Below are 16,153 nucleotides of genomic sequence, written 5' to 3' on the forward strand. Positions count from 1 at the left end.
TCGGGAGTGCAGCACGGGGCCTCGTCATTTCATTTCTCCCGGTCGGAGCCACTCAGTCCTGCAGTTTCTCCTGTCGGGCCGACGGGCTGGTGAAGGCGCCGTGGAGCCCGGGTTGAAGGCAGAACGCTCCCGCGCGGCCGCTTCGCGGTTCCGGAACGGGACGACCCGGGAGGAGGCGTCGTGTCCCCGAGCGGAGGAAGGAGGGACGAAAGAAGGCGATCCACGAGGCTCTCCGCGCCGCGGCTAATGTTCCTGGGACGCCGGTACATGAGCCAGGTGATGATAAGCTGATTGATGCTGCCGACGAGGATGGTGGCGGTCTGGTAGGGGTCGGGTCCGGCTTCCCACTCCCCTGCGCGCTCGCCGGCCCGGATCAGGTCCACGATGAAGTTTGCGTACTCGTCCAAGCCTTTCCTCACCCGGGCCTCAAGAACGAGCACGCTTGGCCAGACCTCAAGATATAGCGTGCGCGCCCAATCCGGATTGCGGCGAGCGAAGTCGGCGGACAGCCACAGGTACAGCCGAAGCCGCTCCCGTTGCGTCGGGACGTCGCGGGCATGCTTGGCATATTCAAGAAAGAACTGGCCGAGTTGCGCCACCGGCACGGCGTAAGCGAGATCTTCCTTGCTCGCGTGGTATTCATAAATGGACGAGACCGGCATACCGGCCTCCGCGGCCACATCGGCGATGCGAGCCCGCGCGATTCCCTGCCGGGCGAAGACACGCAGCGCGGCTTGAAGGATCTCGGCTTCGCGGCGACGGCTCCTGTCCTGCTTGCGCTCGGCGCTTTCGACCTGCCAGCTTGCCGTGAGACCATCGAGGATCTCGTCCCAGGACCGCCTGTCTTCACGGCGGGCAACACGGCTCGGCATACTTGCGCTCGATAGCTGAAGTCCCCGTTTCAATACCAGCGGACGATCCGACCGGCTAGGGCTTGAACCGAACATCGCTCGGCAGCTTGCTTCCCGAGAGGTCACCGTCATATGCTGGCATAAATCCGAACGATAATCGGAAACACGCGTGCTTCGCGGCTCGTGACATGAGGAGGGAGGCAGTCCTATGGTGAATCTCTCGGGTAGATCCCGATCGAGACGGGGGCCCGGTGCATCCTTTGTGACCGACCGGCACAACCGGTGCCTGTGGCGGGGTGGCGAGCGACTCGACGTCACCCCGAAGGCCTTCGAGGTTCTCGACTTCCTGCGCCGTAACCCGGACCGGCTCGTCAGCCAGGACGAGATCCTCGACGCTGTTTGGCCCGACACCTTTGTACAGCCCGAGATCGTCAAGACCTATGTGCGAACGCTGCGCCGCCTCCTGGAGGACGACGTCCAGAAGCCCCGCTTCATCGAGACCCGACCCCGCTGCGGGTACCGGTTCGTCGGCGTGCTGCCGGAGCGGAGCGAGTGCCCCGTGCCGACAGATCGACCGTTTCTCGTGGGCCGGGACAGTGAACTTGTCGTTCTGAGGAGGAGTTACGAGGCAGCCTGCCGGGGCGAACGCAGCTGCGTGATCGTCACGGGCGAGGGCGGCATCGGCAAGAGCGCGCTGTCCTCGGCGTTCGCGCAAGGGCTGGACGGGCCGGCCCGCATTGCGGCGGCTTACGGCTCACCGGGGGCTGGCGAGGAACTTGGGCTCGCGCGCGATCTCATGGCCGATCTCGCGCGCACCTTTGATGCCGAGCCGCTGCACGCAAGCCTATCCCGGCACGGCACGGCCTGGCTGGGCCGCGTGCCGTTCGGGATGGTGGACGCGCCGCCCGTCATCTCAGCCCCGTCCGTTTCCGCAGGGCAACTCGCGCGCGAAGCGTGCGCGGTCTTGGAGGATCTGTCGCAGGTGAAGCCGCTCGTTCTTTTCCTGGAGGATCTGCAATGGGTCGACGAGGCCTCCCTGGACTTCTTGTCCTCCATGCTTCGCCGCCGTTACCCGGCGCAGATCTTTATCCTCGCCACCTTCCGGCGGATCCGGTTCGAGGGCCGTTGCGCCGTTCGGGAACGGCTTGACGACCTGTTGATCCATGAGCTTGCCCGGGAGTTGCCCCTTCCCCCCCTGAACATACCGGACATCGAAGCGCTTCTCCGACGACACGCGCCGGATAAGAACGGCACCACCGACATGCCGGAGGCAGATCCGCGCGCGAGCCACGACCGTCTCACCGAGATCCAGACGGACGGAGGCGGTAACCCGCTGATCCTTCAAGGCCTCGCGCAGGCTCTTCCCGTTCCGACGTCTCGCCGCCTGACCGGCGAGGTCGGCCCGGCGCCTCGACTGCCGGAGATGCTCCGTGCCAGCCTCGACCTGCAACTTAGGGATAGCGGCCCGTTCCTGCGGGGGGCATTGGAGGCGGGCAGCATCGCGGGCGAGCGCTTCTGTGCCTGGGCGGTCGCCGTCATTTTGGACACCGAGCAAGCCGCCATCGAAGACCTGTTCGCGGAATTGGCGGGGGCGCGGCAGTTCCTGGTTCACGAATCCTGGTACGCGCTTCCCGATGGCGTCAGTACTCCGATCTACGCTTTCAAGTATCGCGCCCAACGACGCTTCTTGCTGGAAAGCCAAGCGCCCTCTCGGCGGGCGCAGCGCTACCGCAAGTTCGGCGAAGCGATCGTGAACCTATGGGCCGGCGATGTCCGGGACGTGGCGGGCGACGTATCGGTCTGCTTCAAGGAAGCGGGAGACTGGAAGGAGGCAATCGGTTACGCCCGCCTCGCCGCGACCGCCGCCCTGCAACGCTCCGCCCCAAGTGAAGCGGAGCACTTCCTCAAGAAGGCGCTTGGCTTCGCGTCGAAGCTGCCGACCGGGGAACAGGCTGCCATTCAGCTGCCCCTCCGGCGCGACCTCGAAACGCTGACCCTTTCGAGCGACGCCTCCCGCATCCGGCTCGCCGAACCGGCGCACCGCCTGGGGTCGTGTGCGGGTTCGAAAGGCCGCCCCCGGCGCTCACCGGAGATGGTGAGTGTTTGATCCTGCGGTGTGGTGGTACGTCTGATCGCCATGCTGTGAGGGACGCGCTATGGGTCAGCTTCTTCGAAGCGCCCGCACGACGGAGGCGATCCGTCGAGCGGTACAGCTACGTCAAGAGCGTAAGGGCGCTGGCGAAGCGCTACGACGTCAGCCCGACCACGATCCAGAAGTGGCGTAAGCGGTCCACGGCGACCGACGCCAGAATGGGGCAGAAGGGAGCCGCGGTCGACCCTCCTGGCCTCCGAGGAGGAGGCGGTGATCGTCGCCTTCCGCCGGCACACGCTTCTGCCGCTGGATGACTGCCTTACGGCCTCCGGCCCACCTTCCGCACCTGACCCGATCGTCGCTGCTACCGTTCGAGGCAGCGGTGGCAGCGCGCTTCCGATCCGGCGATGGCTCCCGTGAGCTGGCCGAGTCCTGATAGACGGCAAGGGACGCCGGCGTTGACCGGCGCGCAACCGAACGCGCTGGCGACACCGTCGTCCCGAAGCTCCCAACGAAGAATTGCATGAAGCGCTCTCGCGGCACGAAGAATTGACACTGCCCAACGGCGTGCCGAATTCGAATAAAATTCGGAAGCTTTGGCTGCCCTCGGCCGACCCGGAGCCTGGGGAGGACGACCATCGTCGGCGCCAGGCAGTCGCGGCGGCTCCCAAGGGCGACCATACGCTGCCGATGACGACCACGACCCTGTGCACCAACCTCACCTTACAAGCGCCTCCCCTACAAGGCCGAGGATTTTTGCACCGGCCGGGATAGCCGTCCGGGCTCCCCTGGCGCTCGCCGTGCGCGCGTCCATGCTGGCTGCCGGCGTCTCCGAGTTCCGCCGCTTCGCGAGCGAAAAGAGGGGTAAACTGAAGTACGGATCGGCCAGCGCGGGCGCCAACTCGCCGCTCGTCGACGAGCTGATGAACGCCCGGCTCGAGACCCGATGACGCATGTTCCCTATCGGGCACCGCACCAGCCCTGAAGGATGTCGCCTCCGGTCACGTCAACGCGCTCGTGAACGCCTTGCCCCTTCTCCGGTTGCACCAGTCGGGGCAGATCCGGATCCTCGCCACCTTCGAGGCAGGGCGGACGCCTGTCGCGCCCGAGATCCCGACCTTTGTCGAGGCAGGCTATCCCGACCTCGTCGCAACCACCTGATTTGCCGTAGTGGCGCCCGCCGGAACACTCCAGCCGGTCGTAGCTTGCCTGAACGCGACGCTGTCGAAGGCCGTCCAGACCGAGTCGTGCAGCGCCGTCTCGGCGAGCTCAGCTTCGTTGACCAGACATCGACGCCCGCCGAACTCGCATCCTACGTCAGGTCCGAGAGCGAGCGCTGGGCACCGCTGATCCAGCACCTGGGGATCACGCTGGATTGAGTGAGGTATGAGCAATCAATATCCCGAATATTATTCGACTTTCGCTTGACGAACTGCGGGTGTTGCTCCAAGTTGGCTCGGCAAGGCGGCAGCAGAACCGGGACTTCGAACCCGAACGGCACCGCGATCGGAGGACATGCCTGATGACGGTTCGACGGGTGTTCGCGTCTACTCGCCCGGTATCCCGGCCCGCCGGGAGCTTCTGAGGTGGGCGCCCCTCGAAGCGTCGCGGTGGTCGCCACCGCGCAGACCGAATTGCGGAGCGCGTGGTCCAACGCGCAGCATGTCGACCTGATTTCCTCCACGGTTATGCGGCTCCTCCGCATCGCCGGAATCGGCCTGGCGGACGTCGACTTCGTGATCGATTCCGGCAGCGACGTGCTCGACGGCCGCTCGATCTCGAATTGCGGCTTCCTTGGGGCGATGGGCGCGCATCACAAGGAAGAATCCCGGGTCGAGGAGGACGGCCTCTGGGCGGCCACGTATGGAGCGACCAAGATCGCCGCGGGCGCGGCCGAGATCGGCCTCATCATCGCTTATTCGAAACCGTCCGAGTCGGACGTCTCGCTCTTCTACGCCTCGCAGGTCGAGCCGTTTTACCAGCGTCCCGTCGGGTTCGATCATCTGGCCGCTTCGGGCCTTCAGGCGCAGCAATACATCCGGATGGGCGGGAGCGAAGCAGATTTCGCGAAAGTCACGGCGCGGGCTTGGGAGCAGGCAGCGCAGAACCCCTTCGTGGATATCGAGGCCGCACCCTCCGAGCAGGAGATCGCCTCGGGCGAGATGGTTGCGGCGCCCCTTCGGCGCCACATGATGGCCCGCTCCGTGGACGGATGCGTCGCCGTTCTGCTGGCCGGAGCCGAAGTCGCGCGCGGTATGTCCTCCCAGCCTGTCTGGATCACCGGCATGGGCTCGGCCATGGACAACCACGCGTTTCCGGTGAGGAAGCCTGGTCGCCTGGAGGCCTGCGAAGCAGCCGCGAGGGCGGCGTATAACCGCGCCGGCTTGGATCCGCGGTCCGCCTCGATCGCCGAGGTGAGCGGGTCATCCGCGGCGGGCGAACTGATGGTGCTCGAAGCTCTCGGGCTGTCGAAACCCGGGCAGGGCTTCGACACCTATTCCGGCCCGACTGCCATTAACCTGTCCGGCGGTGCACTCCCGGCTGATCCAATCATGGCGACCGGGCTGCTGCGTTTGGCCGATGCGCATCGGCAACTCACCCAACCGAAGGTGTTCGGGCTCGCCTCGCCCGAAACCGCAATCGTCCACGCCGCTGGCGGGGTTGGCATGCAGACGCATTGCGTCGTTACGCTCGGGGTCTGACTATGGCGCGTCACGTTGGCATCGTCGGCATCGGCCAGACCCACCATTCCCGCCGTCGCACGGATGTGAGCCAGGCGGGACTCGTCCGCGAGGCTGTTGATCGGGCGCTCGCGGACGCGAAGCTCACGATTGAAGAGATCGACTCGGTCGTGGTCGCGACCGGCCCTGTTCTGTTCGGCGCCGTCAACATGCCCGAGAAGTGGGTCGTCGACGCGATAGGTGCTCGGCTGAAGCCGGTTGTCCGTATCACGAGCGGCGGCGGCACGGGGCTCGCCGGCGCACTTGCTGGTTACTACCAGATCGCCGGTGGGCAGCACGAGCGCGTTCTCGTCGTTGCTTACGACAAGCTCTCCGAAGGCGCGCTGCAATATTCCATCTCAACCCTCTACGACCCGTTCTGGGGCCGGGAGTTCGCGGTCGGCATCATGGGGTTCTCCGCAGCTTATTGGCGTGCCCGCATGGACGTTCTCGGCCACACCGAGGAAGCCGCCGCGATGGTCTCGGTGAAGAATCACAAGAACGCGCTGAAGAACCCTTACGCTCACGTGAAGAAAGAGGTCACGGTCGAGGACGTGATGAAGTCGCGCCCGCTGGCTTGGCCGATCAAGCTGCTGGACGTGCCGCCCATCTCCGACGGGGCAGCGGCGATCGTGCTATCGTCGGAGAAGCTGGCCGCCCATTCGACGGACAGGCCGGCCTGGATCCGCGGCATGGGCTATTTCTGCGAGGCGGACAACGCGGCCGCGCGTTCCATGCTTGTCTCGGAGCCGCTGGCGCTTGCCGCGCGCCGCGTCTACCGATCGGCCGGAATCACCAACCCGCGGCGACAATTCGACGTGGTCGAGGTGCAGGAGCCCTACACCTGCTTCGAGCTTTCCTATTATGAGAGCCTCGGTTTATGCGCTCCGGGAGAGGCCGCCGAGCTGATCGCGTCGGGAGCCACCGAGATCGACGGCGACATCCCGGTGAACCCATCGGGCGGCTGCATGGGAGCCAACCCGATCGGGGCAGCCGCGCTGGTCCGCCTCATCGAGGCCGCGGCCCAGGTCATGGGCAAGGCCGGCGACCATCAAGTTCCGAACGCGAAGCTGGCGTTGGCACAGGCGGGCGGCGGCTGGGCGAATCTGCGCGGCGTCGCGGTCGTCAGCGCCTAAGGCCAGGAGGAAACCCGATGCTCCTTGCTCCCGACACTCACCCGATCGACCGCCCGCCGCTGAAGTCGACCTTGTCTATGCCGTACACGTTGACGCCCGGGCGGGCGGCCGGCGTGTTTCTGGCCGAGGCGAAGAATCGCCGATTGGTCGGAGCGCGATGCGTCTCGTCCGGACTGGTATCCGTGCCGGCCCAGGACTTCTGCCCGGCAACGGGCGGCTCCGAGATGGAACTGGTCGAAGCGCCAGAGACCGGAACGATCACGGGCTTCACGCAGACGGCGGCCGGCATCATCGCCACCCTCCGGATCGACGGAGCCGATTTCGACTGTGTTCACCGTATTCTAGAGGCATCGTTCGACGAGCTTGAGATCGGCGCCCGAGTTGAAGCCGTTTGGGCCGAGGAAACGACACAATCCATCCTGGCGGTCGTGGGATTCCGACTCGCACCTGGCGCCCCTGTCGGCGAGGTCCGGCCTCTCCAGCATGCGGCCGAACCGCTGCCGATGGTGCCCTACCATCTCGACTTGCACTACGAGCACGCCTTCGGACCGTTTTACGGCCGCATGTTCGATGAGATTGGCACGAACCGGCGCCTCATCGGCGTGCGTTCGACGGCAATCGACGGAGCCTTGCTGCCGCCACGGGAAGTCGACGACATCTCCTACACTAAGACTGGGACCTGGATGACCGTTCCAGATACCGGAACGGTGCGGGCCATGTCCGTCATTCACCTCGAGTTTAAGGGGCAAAAGGAGAAGCCGCCCTACATCTACGCGGAGATCCAACTCGACGGAGCGGTGACGCGGCTCATCCACTCGGTGAAAGGCATCGACATGAGCCGCGCCTCCGAGCTCGTGAAACCCGGCACGCGAGTGCGGGCCGTCTGGTCCGATGCACGAACGGGCGCACTCTCCGACATCTCACATTTCGAGCCGGTCCCCGACGGGGACGAGGCGGCTTCCCTCTGAGCCCTGTCTCGCGAGAGGACGCCCGTGCCGTTCCGCATCCACACGCTGCACCTCGCCGACCTGATGGTTCCTTGGGCGCATGCCGTGATCAAGGAGCCGGTCCATGCCTGGCTCGTGACAGATGGCGCGACGAAGATCCTCGTCGATTCCGGCGGACCCGGGCCGGCCGAGATGAAGCGGCGGCTGAGCGTCGACGCGGTCGGCGGCGGGACAGAGACGCTCGTCGAGAGGCTCGCGGCCGTCGGGACGCGCCCGGACGAGATCGGGACGGTAATCCTTACCCACCTTCATTTCGACCATGCCTGGAACCTCGAGCTGTTTCCGGGCGCGCAGCTCGTCGTGCAGCGAGACGAGGTCTTTCATGCGGTCGACCCCACCCCGACCCAGCGCATCTACTACCTGCGCGAGACGCTCTCCGCCGTGCTCGGCCGCAAACGTCCGTCGGGGCTACGCCTGGTGGACGGAGATGTGGAGCTGATGCCCGGGATCGAGCTCGTGAAGGCTCCCGGACATACGCCCGGCATGCAGGCGGTCGTGGTCACGACCGAGCGCGGCCGGGTGGCCCTGGTCTCCGATTGCGGGGACAGCTACGCGAACTGGTATCCGGCGAACCCGAACGCGGCCGCTCGTCCCATGCGCTACATGGGGGAGGATTTCCTGCCCGGAACGATCCGCAGCGAGAGCGAGCGCGTCTATGCCGACAGCATGCGGCGCATCCTGCAGCGTGCCGACATCGTCGTCCCGGCGCATGACGAGCGGATCCCGAAGAGCATTCCCGAAGAATGGTTCGCGGTGCCCGCCGCGCCGCCACCCGGTTGAGGCGACGTGCCCAACCTCGCGGGCCATCTCTCGAGCGCCACGATCGGCAAGGCGAAGGGCGTGATGCTGTCCGTCGCCAACCTGCAGGTGAACTACGACGCGACGCCGGCTTCGCTCGGGTTGACGGACTACTACAAGGAACCGGAGCAGACCCGGCAGGTGCTCGTCGAGGGCTGGCTGCGGACGGGCGATCTCGGCACGATGGACGCGGAAGGCCACTTCTACGTCGTCGACCGGAAAAAGGATGTGATCACCCGGGGCGGCCAGAACGTCTACCCGGCTTACATCGAGGAGGTCCTGTACTCCGACCCGGCCGGCGCCGAGGCGGCGGCTATCGCCGAGCCGGAGGTCGAACTCGGCGACCCGCAGCGGCAGACGGCCGCCTGAACGAGCATGCTCATGAACCTCAGCACCCTCCTTTACGAGCTTACGGACGGCGTCGCGACCGTGACGTTCAATCGCCCGGATGTCCTCAACGCCACCAATGACGAGTTCTACCGGGAATTGTCGGGCCTGATCGGCACCATGGCCGACGATCCGGAAGTCCGCTGCGTGATCCTTACCGGCGCCGGGCGTGGCTTCTGCGCCGGCGCCGACGTACGCGGCATGGACCCGAACCGTCCCCCTCTCTCCAAGCGCAAGCGCCACCGCTGGATTCTGTCGACCGTGCTCCGCCCGCTGGTCCGCCTGGAAAAGCCGGTCATCGCGGCGGTCAACGGAGTTGCAGTCGGCGCCGGCATGAACATCGCGCTCGCCTGCGACATCCTCCTCGCCTCGGAGGTGGCGGTGTTCAGCCAGATCTTCGCCCGGATGGGCCTCGTGCCGGACCTCGGCGGGCTGCACCTCCTCACCCGTCTGGTCGGGCTGAACAAGGCAAAAGAGCTCTGCTTCACGGCGCGCAAGATCACGGCCGCGGAGGCGCTTCACCTCGGGATCGCAAACGAGGTCGTGCCGCCCGACCAGCTGATGACCCGCGCCCGCGCGCTCGCGACGGAAATCGCCGCCGGACCGCCCTTCGCGCTCTCCATGATGAAGACCCTCCTCAACATGTCCTCGACCTCGACCCTTGAGGAGATGCTGGAATTCGAGGGCTACGCGCAGAGCCTCGCCTATATCTCCGGGGAGAACGCCGAAGGCGCGCTCGCCTTCAAAGAGAAGCGGCCGCCGCGTTTCGCTGCCCCGCCATCCTAGGACGCGACCATGGATTTCAGCTACTCACCCGCGGAGGAAGCGTTTCGGGCGCAGGTGCGCTCCTGGATCAAGGCGAACCTGCCCGAGGGGTGGGGCAGCACCGTCCACGAGCCCGAGGACGAGCATGCCCGCTACATGTTCCGCCTCGACTGGGAGAAGAAGCTTTTCCAGGGCGGCTGGGCCGGCCTCGCCTGGCCGAAGAAATATGGCGGGCGCGGCGCGACGCTGGTCGAGCAGGCGATCCTCGCGGAGGAGCTGGCACGTGCCGAAGCTCCGGAGGGCCTCAACATCATCGGCAGGAACCTCACCGCGCCGACCCTCATCCACCACGGAACCGAGGAGCAGCGCCGGCGCTACCTTCCGAAGATCCTCTCGGGCGAGGAGGTCTGGTGCCAGGGCTTCTCGGAGCCGAATGCCGGCTCCGATCTCGCGTCCATCCGGACGAGCGCCGTCCGGGACGGAGACCACTTCGTCGTCAACGGCCAGAAGACCTGGACGAGCTTCGCGCAATATTCGCACTGGTGCTTCATGCTGGTGCGCACCGATCCCGAGGCGCCGAAGCACAAGGGCATCTCCTTCCTGCTGGTCGACATGTCGACGCCGGGCATCACTGTCCGGCCGTTGCGCCAGATCTCCGGTGAAAGCGAGTTCAACGAGACGTTCTTCGACGATGCCAGGGTACCGGTCGAGAACCTCGTCGGCGGCCTCAACGAGGGCTGGAAGATCGCCATGACGACGCTCACGTATGAGCGGGGGCCGGAGGACGCCCTTGCACGCCAGATCCGCTTCAAGCGCGATCTGATGCGCCTGATCGTGGCAGCGAAGACGATCCCGCGCGGGCCCAAGGCGACCGCCATCGACGACCCAGTCTTGCGACAGAAGCTCGCGAGGTCCGTCATCGAGGTTGAGCTGATGCGACTGAATTGCCTGCGCAGCTTCTCGAAGCAGCTTCAGGGAAAGCCGCTTGGACCGGAATCGTCGTTCCAGAAGCTCTACTGGAGCCACATGGCGCAAGGCATATACGAGACCGCCATGGAGACGCTCGGGCCGACGGCGCCCCTAGCCGCCGGAGATCCGCTCGCGCCCGGAGACGGCCTGTTTCAAACGGGCTTTCTCCAGTCCCGCGCCTTCACGATCTATTCGGGTACGTCCGAGATCCAGCGTAACATTATCTCCGAGCGGGTCCTCGGCATGCCGAGATAGGGCAATGAACTTCGATTTCAGCGAGGAGCAGTTCGCGTTCCGCGACAGCGTCCGCCAGTACCTTGACGACCGGTGGAGCGTCGCCCAGCTGCGTACGCATCTGACGGGCGACGGCTTCGACCGTGAGCTGTGGGAGGGCGTGTCCGCGCTGGGCATCCTCGCCATGATGGTGCCCGAGGAGCATGGCGGCCTCGGGCTCGGCTATGTCGATCTCGCGCTGATCCTCGAGGAATGCGGGCGCCACCTCGTGCCGGGTCCGGCCGTCGACACGATCATCGCGACGGACATCATCTCTCGCCATGGCACGCCGGAACAGCAGGCGGCACTTCTGCCCGCGATTGCAGAAGGCGGTCTGAAGATCGCCGCCGCGGTCGCGGAGATCGAAGGCGGCTTCCGGCCGGAGGACACGACCACGATCGCCCGCCCGTCCGGCAATGGTTGGGCGCTCAGCGGCCGCAAGATCCTCGTGCCCTACGCCGAGAGCGTCGACCAACTGCTCGTTGTCGCGCGTTTCGGCGATGACGGGCCGCTCGGCCTTGTGCTCGTCGACCCGGACTGGGCCGGCATCACGCGTCGCCACCACCAATTGCTCGATCCCGCGTCACGGGCCCATGAGGTGACCTTCTCCGAGGTGGAACTCGGTGGCGATCATGTGCTCGGCGGCCAGCCGCTCGAAACGGCCGTGGCCCGGCTGGTGGACGCCGGGGCAGCCTCGGCCTCCCTTCAGATGACTGGGGCCGCAGGCAAGGTGCTCGATCTCGCCGTCGAGTACACCGGTAACCGCGTCCAGTTCGGGAAGCCGATCGGCTCCTTCCAGGCCATCAAGCATCGCTGCGCCGACATGCTCGTTCTTCTCGAAACGAGCCGAACCGCCGCATATCACGCGGCCTGGGCCCTCGCGCACGACCCGGCGGCGCGGCGCAAACTCGTCTCTATGGCCAAAGCCTATTGCGGGGACGCGGCGCGTTCGATCTGCAACGAGGGCCTGCAGTTGCACGGTGGCATCGGTTTCACGTGGGAGCTCGACATCCACTTCTACCTGCGCCGGGCGAAGACGCTCGAATATTCCTACGGCGACGCTTCCGCCCACCGCGAATGCGTGATGGCGGCGACTCTCGCAGAGATGGAAGCCGCCTAGGATGCGTGCGACGATCCTCCCGGCATTCGGCGAACCGGAGGTGTTTCGCTGCGAGGATATCGAGCCGCCCCGACCGCGGCCGGACCAGTTGTTGATCCGGGTGGCGGCCTGCGGAGTCTGCGGGCACGATCTCCTGAACCGGTCGGGCGCCTTTCCGGAGACGCGCCTCCCCTGCGTGATGGGTTACGAAATCGCCGGCTCGCCGCCGCGCGCCACGGCATACGCTGGGATGGCCGCCGCTACGACCGCCAGAATCCCGGTGCGGCCGACATCCCCAACCAGGCGCTGAACCACGCCGCCTCGGCCGTGGAGGGCGCCGCCGCGATCGCAGTCGCGGCGACTGCCACCATCCCGCAGCTCGGCTTCGTGCACGAGGATTCGGGCCAGAGCTTCGTGCTCGACATCGCCGATCTCTTCCGCGACACGGTCACGGCCCCGTGCGCCTTCAAGGCCGCGAAGGCGCACGAGAAGCGGCCGTTCGATCCGGTCGAGCGCCTCGCCCGCCGCACCGTCGCCGAAAGGCTGCGCCGGGACGGCGTGATCCCGCCATGATCGACCGGATCAAGACGCTGTTCGACGAGGAGGCGCCGTGAGGAGGGAGGATGCGCGATGCCCATGACCGTGGTCGTGACGCGCGACGTCGCCGACCGGTACCGCGGCTTCCTCTCCTCCATCATGCCGGAAGCGGCGCCCGGGGTCTTCGTCGGCGCCGAGCTCTCCAAGGGCGTCCGCGAACGGCTCTGGACCGTGCTGAGCGATTGGTGGCCGCCTCGGCCTTCGCACCCTGGGCCTGCCGCCCGAACCCTTTCCGATCTTGACGGCGCGCTCCTGCTTCGCCGTTGACGCCGTTCTTTGACATCATGAATGATTCCAGCTACTTAGCTGGTAGAGGCTCCCCCGCCCACGCGGGGATGGACCCCCTGATCGTCCTCATCAACGAGGCTCCCTCGCTCGATCGGCTGCGGGAGCAGCGACCACCGGAGCAGTTCGGCTACGAACCGGTCGTCCGCGACCCGGCGAGGCATGCCGTCGCCGTCGATCTTGAGACCGGGAAGGCGGGCTGACGGCCGGCCTGCGCAAGGCTCATCTGGTACTGGAATGCAGCCTGGAATATCCGATCAGGGTGGCGTGGACGAGCCCGGACGCGAGGCTCGTGTGCCCGCTGAACATCACCAATCCCAAGCCCCAGCCTTGCCGGACGACGAGGCTGCCGAGCGCGAGCAGCAGGGCGGCAGCGCCCGCAATGCGCAGGCCGTATGTGACGCCTTCGGGCAGGGCGCGGCCGAACACTGCATGCTGCTGACGGTCAGTCGCGAGCGCCAGTCCGCCAAAGCCCGCAACGCACAGCACGAGCGCTACGAGATGGCTCATGCGCCCTCCTCGATCAGCTTGCCGCCGGCCACCGGGCCACCCCTGGCCCGTCCCGCTGCCCGGGGGCTCGGCCGATATCGCGCCGTGCGCAGGGCCAGCACCGCGTGCAGCGCCGCCAGCGCCAGGCACAGGAGGTCGGTGCCGGCGAAGATCCAGTCGCCCTGCGCCAGGCTGCGCCAGAGCGGCCGCTGGGTCGTAACGGCGTTCAGGAGCGGCACGAGAGCGAGCAGCGCGGCCGCGGTCCACAGCTGCTCGACCCATGCTCCCTTCGCAGGGCGTAGGATCGCGTGCGCCAGCGCCGATGCCCACACGATGAAGAAGACGTGGATCTCCCAGTCGGCGCGTCGGGGCAGTTCCAGCGGCAGCAGCCGGTTGGCCCAGAGGAACGCGGCCATGGCGATCGAGAGCCCCGCGATAGCCGCAATGTTCAGCCGCTCCACGAGACGGAAGCCGAGATAGGGACGGCTCGGGTCGGGCAGCTTCTGCCGCCGCTTCACCGTCCACATCACGAGGCCCGTTCCCACCATCGCCGTGCCGCCGAAGCTGACCAGGAAATACAGCCACCTCGTCACGGCGTCGCTGAAACGCCCGAGATGCAGCCCGTAGAGCACGCCGCGGACCTCCGCCGCGGGGCCGACACTTTCGCGCACGGCGAGCAGGCGGCCGGTCGTGCCCTCGAATTCCATGATCTGCGGGCTCATGGAAAGGCGGCCGGCCTCTCCGCGCGAGACCGCCACGCGGGCGGCGGCGTCTCCGGGATGGACGGCCGTGACGCGGCCGACATTGTCGCGGCCCCAGCGCGCCTGGGCCTGCCGCACCATGTCCTCGACGGAGGCGAGCGGCGCCGGCTGGCCGCTCGGCCGGCCGGGCTGGATGAAGACGCTCAGTTCCGCCGAGAGCTGCTGTCGTTCGGCGGGCGTCTTGATGGCGGCGCGCTCGCCCCAGGGCACGTACATCGCCATCAGCGTGACGAGGCCCGTATAGGTGATCATGAGGTGGAACGGCAGGCCGAACACCGAGAAGGCGTTGTGCGCATCGAGCCAGGACCGTTGCCCCTTGCCCCACCGGAACGTGAAGAAGTCGGTGAAGATCTTCTTGTGAGTGATCACGCCGCTGACGATGGCAACGAGCATGAACATCGCCGCGACCCCGGCGATCCACCGGCCCCACAGCGCGGACATGTAGTGGAACTGGAAATGGAACCGGAAGAAGAAGTCGCCGCCCAGCGTGTCGCGCGAGGCCACCTTCCTGCCCGTTGCAGGATCGAACTGGCCCTCGCCGAAGCCGCGCCCGTCCGCACTGCGCGCGGGCGAGCGCCAGAAGGCATAGACGCTGTTGTTGCGCGCATCCGGGAGCCGCAAGCTCCATTGCGGGCTTCCGGGTACGAGGGTGCCGAGCTCGTCCGCCACGCGCTGCGCCACCGCGGCCTGATCCGGCACCTGTGCCTGATAGGGCAGTTCCGGCCGCATCCACTGCGAGAGCTCGTCCTTGAAATAGGACACCGTCCCCGTGAGGAACATGGCGTAGAGGATCCAGCCGCAGAGCAGGCCGGCCCAGCTATGCAGGTCCGACATGCTCTGGCGGATGCCGCGGCCGGTCAGCCGCGGTTCTTCGTCCGGCGTCCGGCGGCTCATGCTCGCCAGACGGACCAGGCCGCGACGAGGAGCGGCGTTGCGACGACGGCGAGGCCCAGCCAGGCCCGCGTGGCGCTGCGCACCGAGAAGACCCAGATCACGGCCCCGGCATAGATGGGGAAGCTCGCCAGCATTCCGGTGATGACGGCCTGCGGCTTGCTGATCGGCAGGACGAGCACCGCCACGCTCGCGAGTGCGGCAAGCGCATAGCCGCCAGCCAGCGCCGCGACGATGCGCGACACGAGGGGGCCGACCCGCCAGGCCCGATCCGTGAGGGAGCTCACTTGTTCGGGGTTGCCGGTGGGCCCGCGGGGATCGGCGGAAGGCCGCTTGAGCTCACATAGGTGAGCGTCGTCACATAGCTCGTGCCGTCGAACCTCTCGGGGCCCTGCGGCCCGGTGCGCTCGCCGGGGCTACGGTCGTCGACGCTCACCTCGGCCACGTAGGTGCCCTGCCATGGCATGTCGAAGGAGACGAGGCCGCCGTCATCCGTCTGGGCCTCCTTGGACCAGCCGGACTGCGTGACCAGGGTGACCTTCGTCTTGGCGCGCGGCTGACCCTTGAAGACGAGCTTCAGCCGTCCAGGCTCGCCGGTCGGGACCAGATCCAGGGTCAGCTTCGGCTGCTGCTCGGTGAAGCCCGTGATCAGCCGTGCGGCGGGATAGTAGCGATTGATCGTGTCCTTGCCTTCGCGCTTCCACGTGTAGAGCGGGTACTGGGCCTCCTCGGCGACGATGCTGTCGCCCGGCTCGGCCCGGAACGGCAGGGTGAAGCCGTCGGAGGATTTCGCTGCCTTCGACATCGTCTCGCCCTTCGCGGAGAGGAGCGTTCCGGTCGGGTTCACGAACTTGTCGAGGAGCCCCGGAGACGCCTCGCGCAGGTTCTCGCCGAACTCGCCGAAGCGGATCACGGCGTTTCCGCCGTCCGGCTGTTCGATCCAGATCTGGTGAGCCTGCGCAGGAGCGGCGAGGCACATCAGTGCGGCGAGAGCGATGGATAGCCTGGTCATGCGATGCATCCCGACTGCTTG

Annotated in this window: 20 protein-coding genes and 2 pseudogenes; 17 read left to right on the top strand and 5 right to left on the bottom strand. The window is 66.8% G+C overall.

All coding sequences use genetic code 11. The annotated features are described in order from the left end of the window. Positions 1-29 precede the first annotated feature (29 nt). Positions 30-872: a TetR/AcrR family transcriptional regulator gene (locus HJG44_RS17250; protein ID WP_171219600.1), complete on the bottom strand. Its 843-nt coding sequence runs from the start codon at positions 870-872 to the stop codon at positions 30-32. A 241-nt stretch (positions 873-1,113) separates the two neighbouring features. On the opposite strand from HJG44_RS17250, the gene HJG44_RS17255 reads away from it, so the two are divergent. From HJG44_RS17255 to HJG44_RS17330, 17 genes and pseudogenes are all read left to right on the top strand, one after another. Then, a complete protein-coding gene (locus HJG44_RS17255) occupies positions 1,114-2,958 on the top strand; it encodes an AAA family ATPase (protein ID WP_171219601.1) in 1,845 nt (614 codons plus the stop codon). Between the two features lie 49 nt (positions 2,959-3,007). Beyond that, positions 3,008-3,307: pseudogene (locus HJG44_RS17260) on the top strand (IS481 family transposase); the annotation flags it as partial. 436 nt (positions 3,308-3,743) lie between these two features. After that, on the top strand, positions 3,744-3,893 hold the full coding sequence (locus HJG44_RS17265) for a hypothetical protein (RefSeq protein ID WP_171219602.1): 150 nt from the start codon (positions 3,744-3,746) through the stop codon (positions 3,891-3,893). Positions 3,894-3,921: 28 nt separating this feature from the next. Further along, positions 3,922-4,104, top strand: a pseudogene (locus HJG44_RS17270) (Bug family tripartite tricarboxylate transporter substrate binding protein); the annotation flags it as partial. An 86-nt stretch (positions 4,105-4,190) separates the two neighbouring features. Next, a complete protein-coding gene (locus HJG44_RS24055; protein WP_281411538.1) occupies positions 4,191-4,322 on the top strand; it encodes a hypothetical protein in 132 nt (43 codons plus the stop codon). A gap of 207 nt (positions 4,323-4,529) precedes the next feature. Next, a complete protein-coding gene (locus HJG44_RS17275; protein ID WP_171219603.1) occupies positions 4,530-5,645 on the top strand; it encodes a thiolase C-terminal domain-containing protein in 1,116 nt (371 codons plus the stop codon). Between the two features lie 2 nt (positions 5,646-5,647). Then, the gene (locus HJG44_RS17280; RefSeq protein WP_171219604.1) at positions 5,648-6,799 is read left to right on the top strand and encodes a thiolase C-terminal domain-containing protein; all 1,152 of its coding nucleotides are present in this window, start codon (positions 5,648-5,650) and stop codon (positions 6,797-6,799) included. A gap of 17 nt (positions 6,800-6,816) precedes the next feature. Then, complete coding sequence (locus tag HJG44_RS17285; RefSeq protein WP_171219605.1) at positions 6,817-7,767, top strand: Zn-ribbon domain-containing OB-fold protein; 951 nt, start codon at positions 6,817-6,819, stop codon at positions 7,765-7,767. A 24-nt stretch (positions 7,768-7,791) separates the two neighbouring features. Further along, the gene (locus tag HJG44_RS17290) at positions 7,792-8,586 is read left to right on the top strand and encodes an N-acyl homoserine lactonase family protein (protein WP_210261202.1); all 795 of its coding nucleotides are present in this window, start codon (positions 7,792-7,794) and stop codon (positions 8,584-8,586) included. A gap of 6 nt (positions 8,587-8,592) precedes the next feature. Further along, positions 8,593-8,973: a hypothetical protein gene (locus HJG44_RS24060; protein ID WP_346767194.1), complete on the top strand. Its 381-nt coding sequence runs from the start codon at positions 8,593-8,595 to the stop codon at positions 8,971-8,973. A 12-nt stretch (positions 8,974-8,985) separates the two neighbouring features. Next, the gene (locus HJG44_RS17300; RefSeq protein ID WP_210261203.1) at positions 8,986-9,777 is read left to right on the top strand and encodes an enoyl-CoA hydratase/isomerase family protein; all 792 of its coding nucleotides are present in this window, start codon (positions 8,986-8,988) and stop codon (positions 9,775-9,777) included. Positions 9,778-9,786: 9 nt separating this feature from the next. Then, positions 9,787-10,980: an acyl-CoA dehydrogenase gene (locus HJG44_RS17305; RefSeq protein ID WP_171219607.1), complete on the top strand. Its 1,194-nt coding sequence runs from the start codon at positions 9,787-9,789 to the stop codon at positions 10,978-10,980. Between the two features lie 4 nt (positions 10,981-10,984). Next, positions 10,985-12,118 (top strand): acyl-CoA dehydrogenase family protein, encoded by a 1,134-nt coding sequence (locus HJG44_RS17310; RefSeq protein ID WP_171219608.1) that lies wholly within the window; start codon positions 10,985-10,987, stop codon positions 12,116-12,118. A 1-nt stretch (position 12,119) separates the two neighbouring features. Next, positions 12,120-12,407: an alcohol dehydrogenase catalytic domain-containing protein gene (locus HJG44_RS24470; RefSeq protein ID WP_171219609.1), complete on the top strand. Its 288-nt coding sequence runs from the start codon at positions 12,120-12,122 to the stop codon at positions 12,405-12,407. A gap of 17 nt (positions 12,408-12,424) precedes the next feature. Next, positions 12,425-12,670: a CRISPR-associated endonuclease Cas1 gene (locus HJG44_RS17320; RefSeq protein ID WP_174873195.1), complete on the top strand. Its 246-nt coding sequence runs from the start codon at positions 12,425-12,427 to the stop codon at positions 12,668-12,670. 57 nt (positions 12,671-12,727) lie between these two features. Further along, complete coding sequence (gene cas2e / locus HJG44_RS17325; RefSeq protein ID WP_171219610.1) at positions 12,728-12,961, top strand: type I-E CRISPR-associated endoribonuclease Cas2e; 234 nt, start codon at positions 12,728-12,730, stop codon at positions 12,959-12,961. Positions 12,962-13,029: 68 nt separating this feature from the next. After that, positions 13,030-13,182 carry a hypothetical protein gene (locus HJG44_RS17330; protein WP_171219611.1) on the top strand — a complete coding sequence of 51 codons (153 nt, stop codon included), beginning with the start codon at positions 13,030-13,032 and terminating at the stop codon, positions 13,180-13,182. 19 nt (positions 13,183-13,201) lie between these two features. On the opposite strand, the gene HJG44_RS17335 is transcribed toward HJG44_RS17330, so the two are convergent. Genes HJG44_RS17335 through HJG44_RS17350 form a run of 4 tightly spaced genes read right to left on the bottom strand, consistent with a single transcriptional unit; the run spans position 13,202 to position 16,132 of the window. Continuing rightward, complete coding sequence (locus tag HJG44_RS17335; protein WP_171219612.1) at positions 13,202-13,489, bottom strand: DUF3325 domain-containing protein; 288 nt, start codon at positions 13,487-13,489, stop codon at positions 13,202-13,204. Next, positions 13,486-15,123 (bottom strand): PepSY-associated TM helix domain-containing protein, encoded by a 1,638-nt coding sequence (locus tag HJG44_RS17340; protein WP_246736336.1) that lies wholly within the window; start codon positions 15,121-15,123, stop codon positions 13,486-13,488. The genes HJG44_RS17335 and HJG44_RS17340 overlap by 4 nt, the downstream gene beginning before the upstream one ends. Further along, the gene (locus HJG44_RS17345) at positions 15,120-15,407 is read right to left on the bottom strand and encodes a DUF3649 domain-containing protein (RefSeq protein ID WP_171219613.1); all 288 of its coding nucleotides are present in this window, start codon (positions 15,405-15,407) and stop codon (positions 15,120-15,122) included. Before HJG44_RS17345 ends, HJG44_RS17340 begins: the two co-directional genes overlap by 4 nt. Then, positions 15,404-16,132, bottom strand: a complete 729-nt coding sequence (locus HJG44_RS17350; RefSeq protein ID WP_171219614.1) for a DUF4198 domain-containing protein — start codon at positions 16,130-16,132, stop codon at positions 15,404-15,406. Before HJG44_RS17350 ends, HJG44_RS17345 begins: the two co-directional genes overlap by 4 nt. Between the last annotated feature and the right edge of the window lie 21 nt (positions 16,133-16,153).

It is taken from the genome of Enterovirga aerilata, from assembly GCF_013044135.1.
Lineage (GTDB): Bacteria > Pseudomonadota > Alphaproteobacteria > Rhizobiales > Beijerinckiaceae > Enterovirga > Enterovirga aerilata.

What these genes read in the sequence shown, in the direction of transcription:
- HJG44_RS17330 (WP_171219611.1), top strand. Translation starts at nt 13,030, where the DNA reads ATGGACCCCCTGATCGTCCTCATCAACGAGGCTCCCTCGCTCGATCGG.
- HJG44_RS24470 (WP_171219609.1), top strand. Translation starts at nt 12,120, where the DNA reads ATGCGTGCGACGATCCTCCCGGCATTCGGCGAACCGGAGGTGTTTCGC.
- HJG44_RS17310 (WP_171219608.1), top strand. Translation starts at nt 10,985, where the DNA reads ATGAACTTCGATTTCAGCGAGGAGCAGTTCGCGTTCCGCGACAGCGTC.
- HJG44_RS17250 (WP_171219600.1), bottom strand. Translation starts at nt 872, where the DNA reads ATGCCGAGCCGTGTTGCCCGCCGTGAAGACAGGCGGTCCTGGGACGAG.
- HJG44_RS17350 (WP_171219614.1), bottom strand. Translation starts at nt 16,132, where the DNA reads ATGACCAGGCTATCCATCGCTCTCGCCGCACTGATGTGCCTCGCCGCT.
- HJG44_RS17280 (WP_171219604.1), top strand. Translation starts at nt 5,648, where the DNA reads ATGGCGCGTCACGTTGGCATCGTCGGCATCGGCCAGACCCACCATTCC.
- HJG44_RS17305 (WP_171219607.1), top strand. Translation starts at nt 9,787, where the DNA reads ATGGATTTCAGCTACTCACCCGCGGAGGAAGCGTTTCGGGCGCAGGTG.
- HJG44_RS17300 (WP_210261203.1), top strand. Translation starts at nt 8,986, where the DNA reads ATGAACCTCAGCACCCTCCTTTACGAGCTTACGGACGGCGTCGCGACC.
- cas2e (WP_171219610.1), top strand. Translation starts at nt 12,728, where the DNA reads ATGCCCATGACCGTGGTCGTGACGCGCGACGTCGCCGACCGGTACCGC.
- HJG44_RS17340 (WP_246736336.1), bottom strand. Translation starts at nt 15,123, where the DNA reads ATGAGCCGCCGGACGCCGGACGAAGAACCGCGGCTGACCGGCCGCGGC.
- HJG44_RS17335 (WP_171219612.1), bottom strand. Translation starts at nt 13,489, where the DNA reads ATGAGCCATCTCGTAGCGCTCGTGCTGTGCGTTGCGGGCTTTGGCGGA.
- HJG44_RS17285 (WP_171219605.1), top strand. Translation starts at nt 6,817, where the DNA reads ATGCTCCTTGCTCCCGACACTCACCCGATCGACCGCCCGCCGCTGAAG.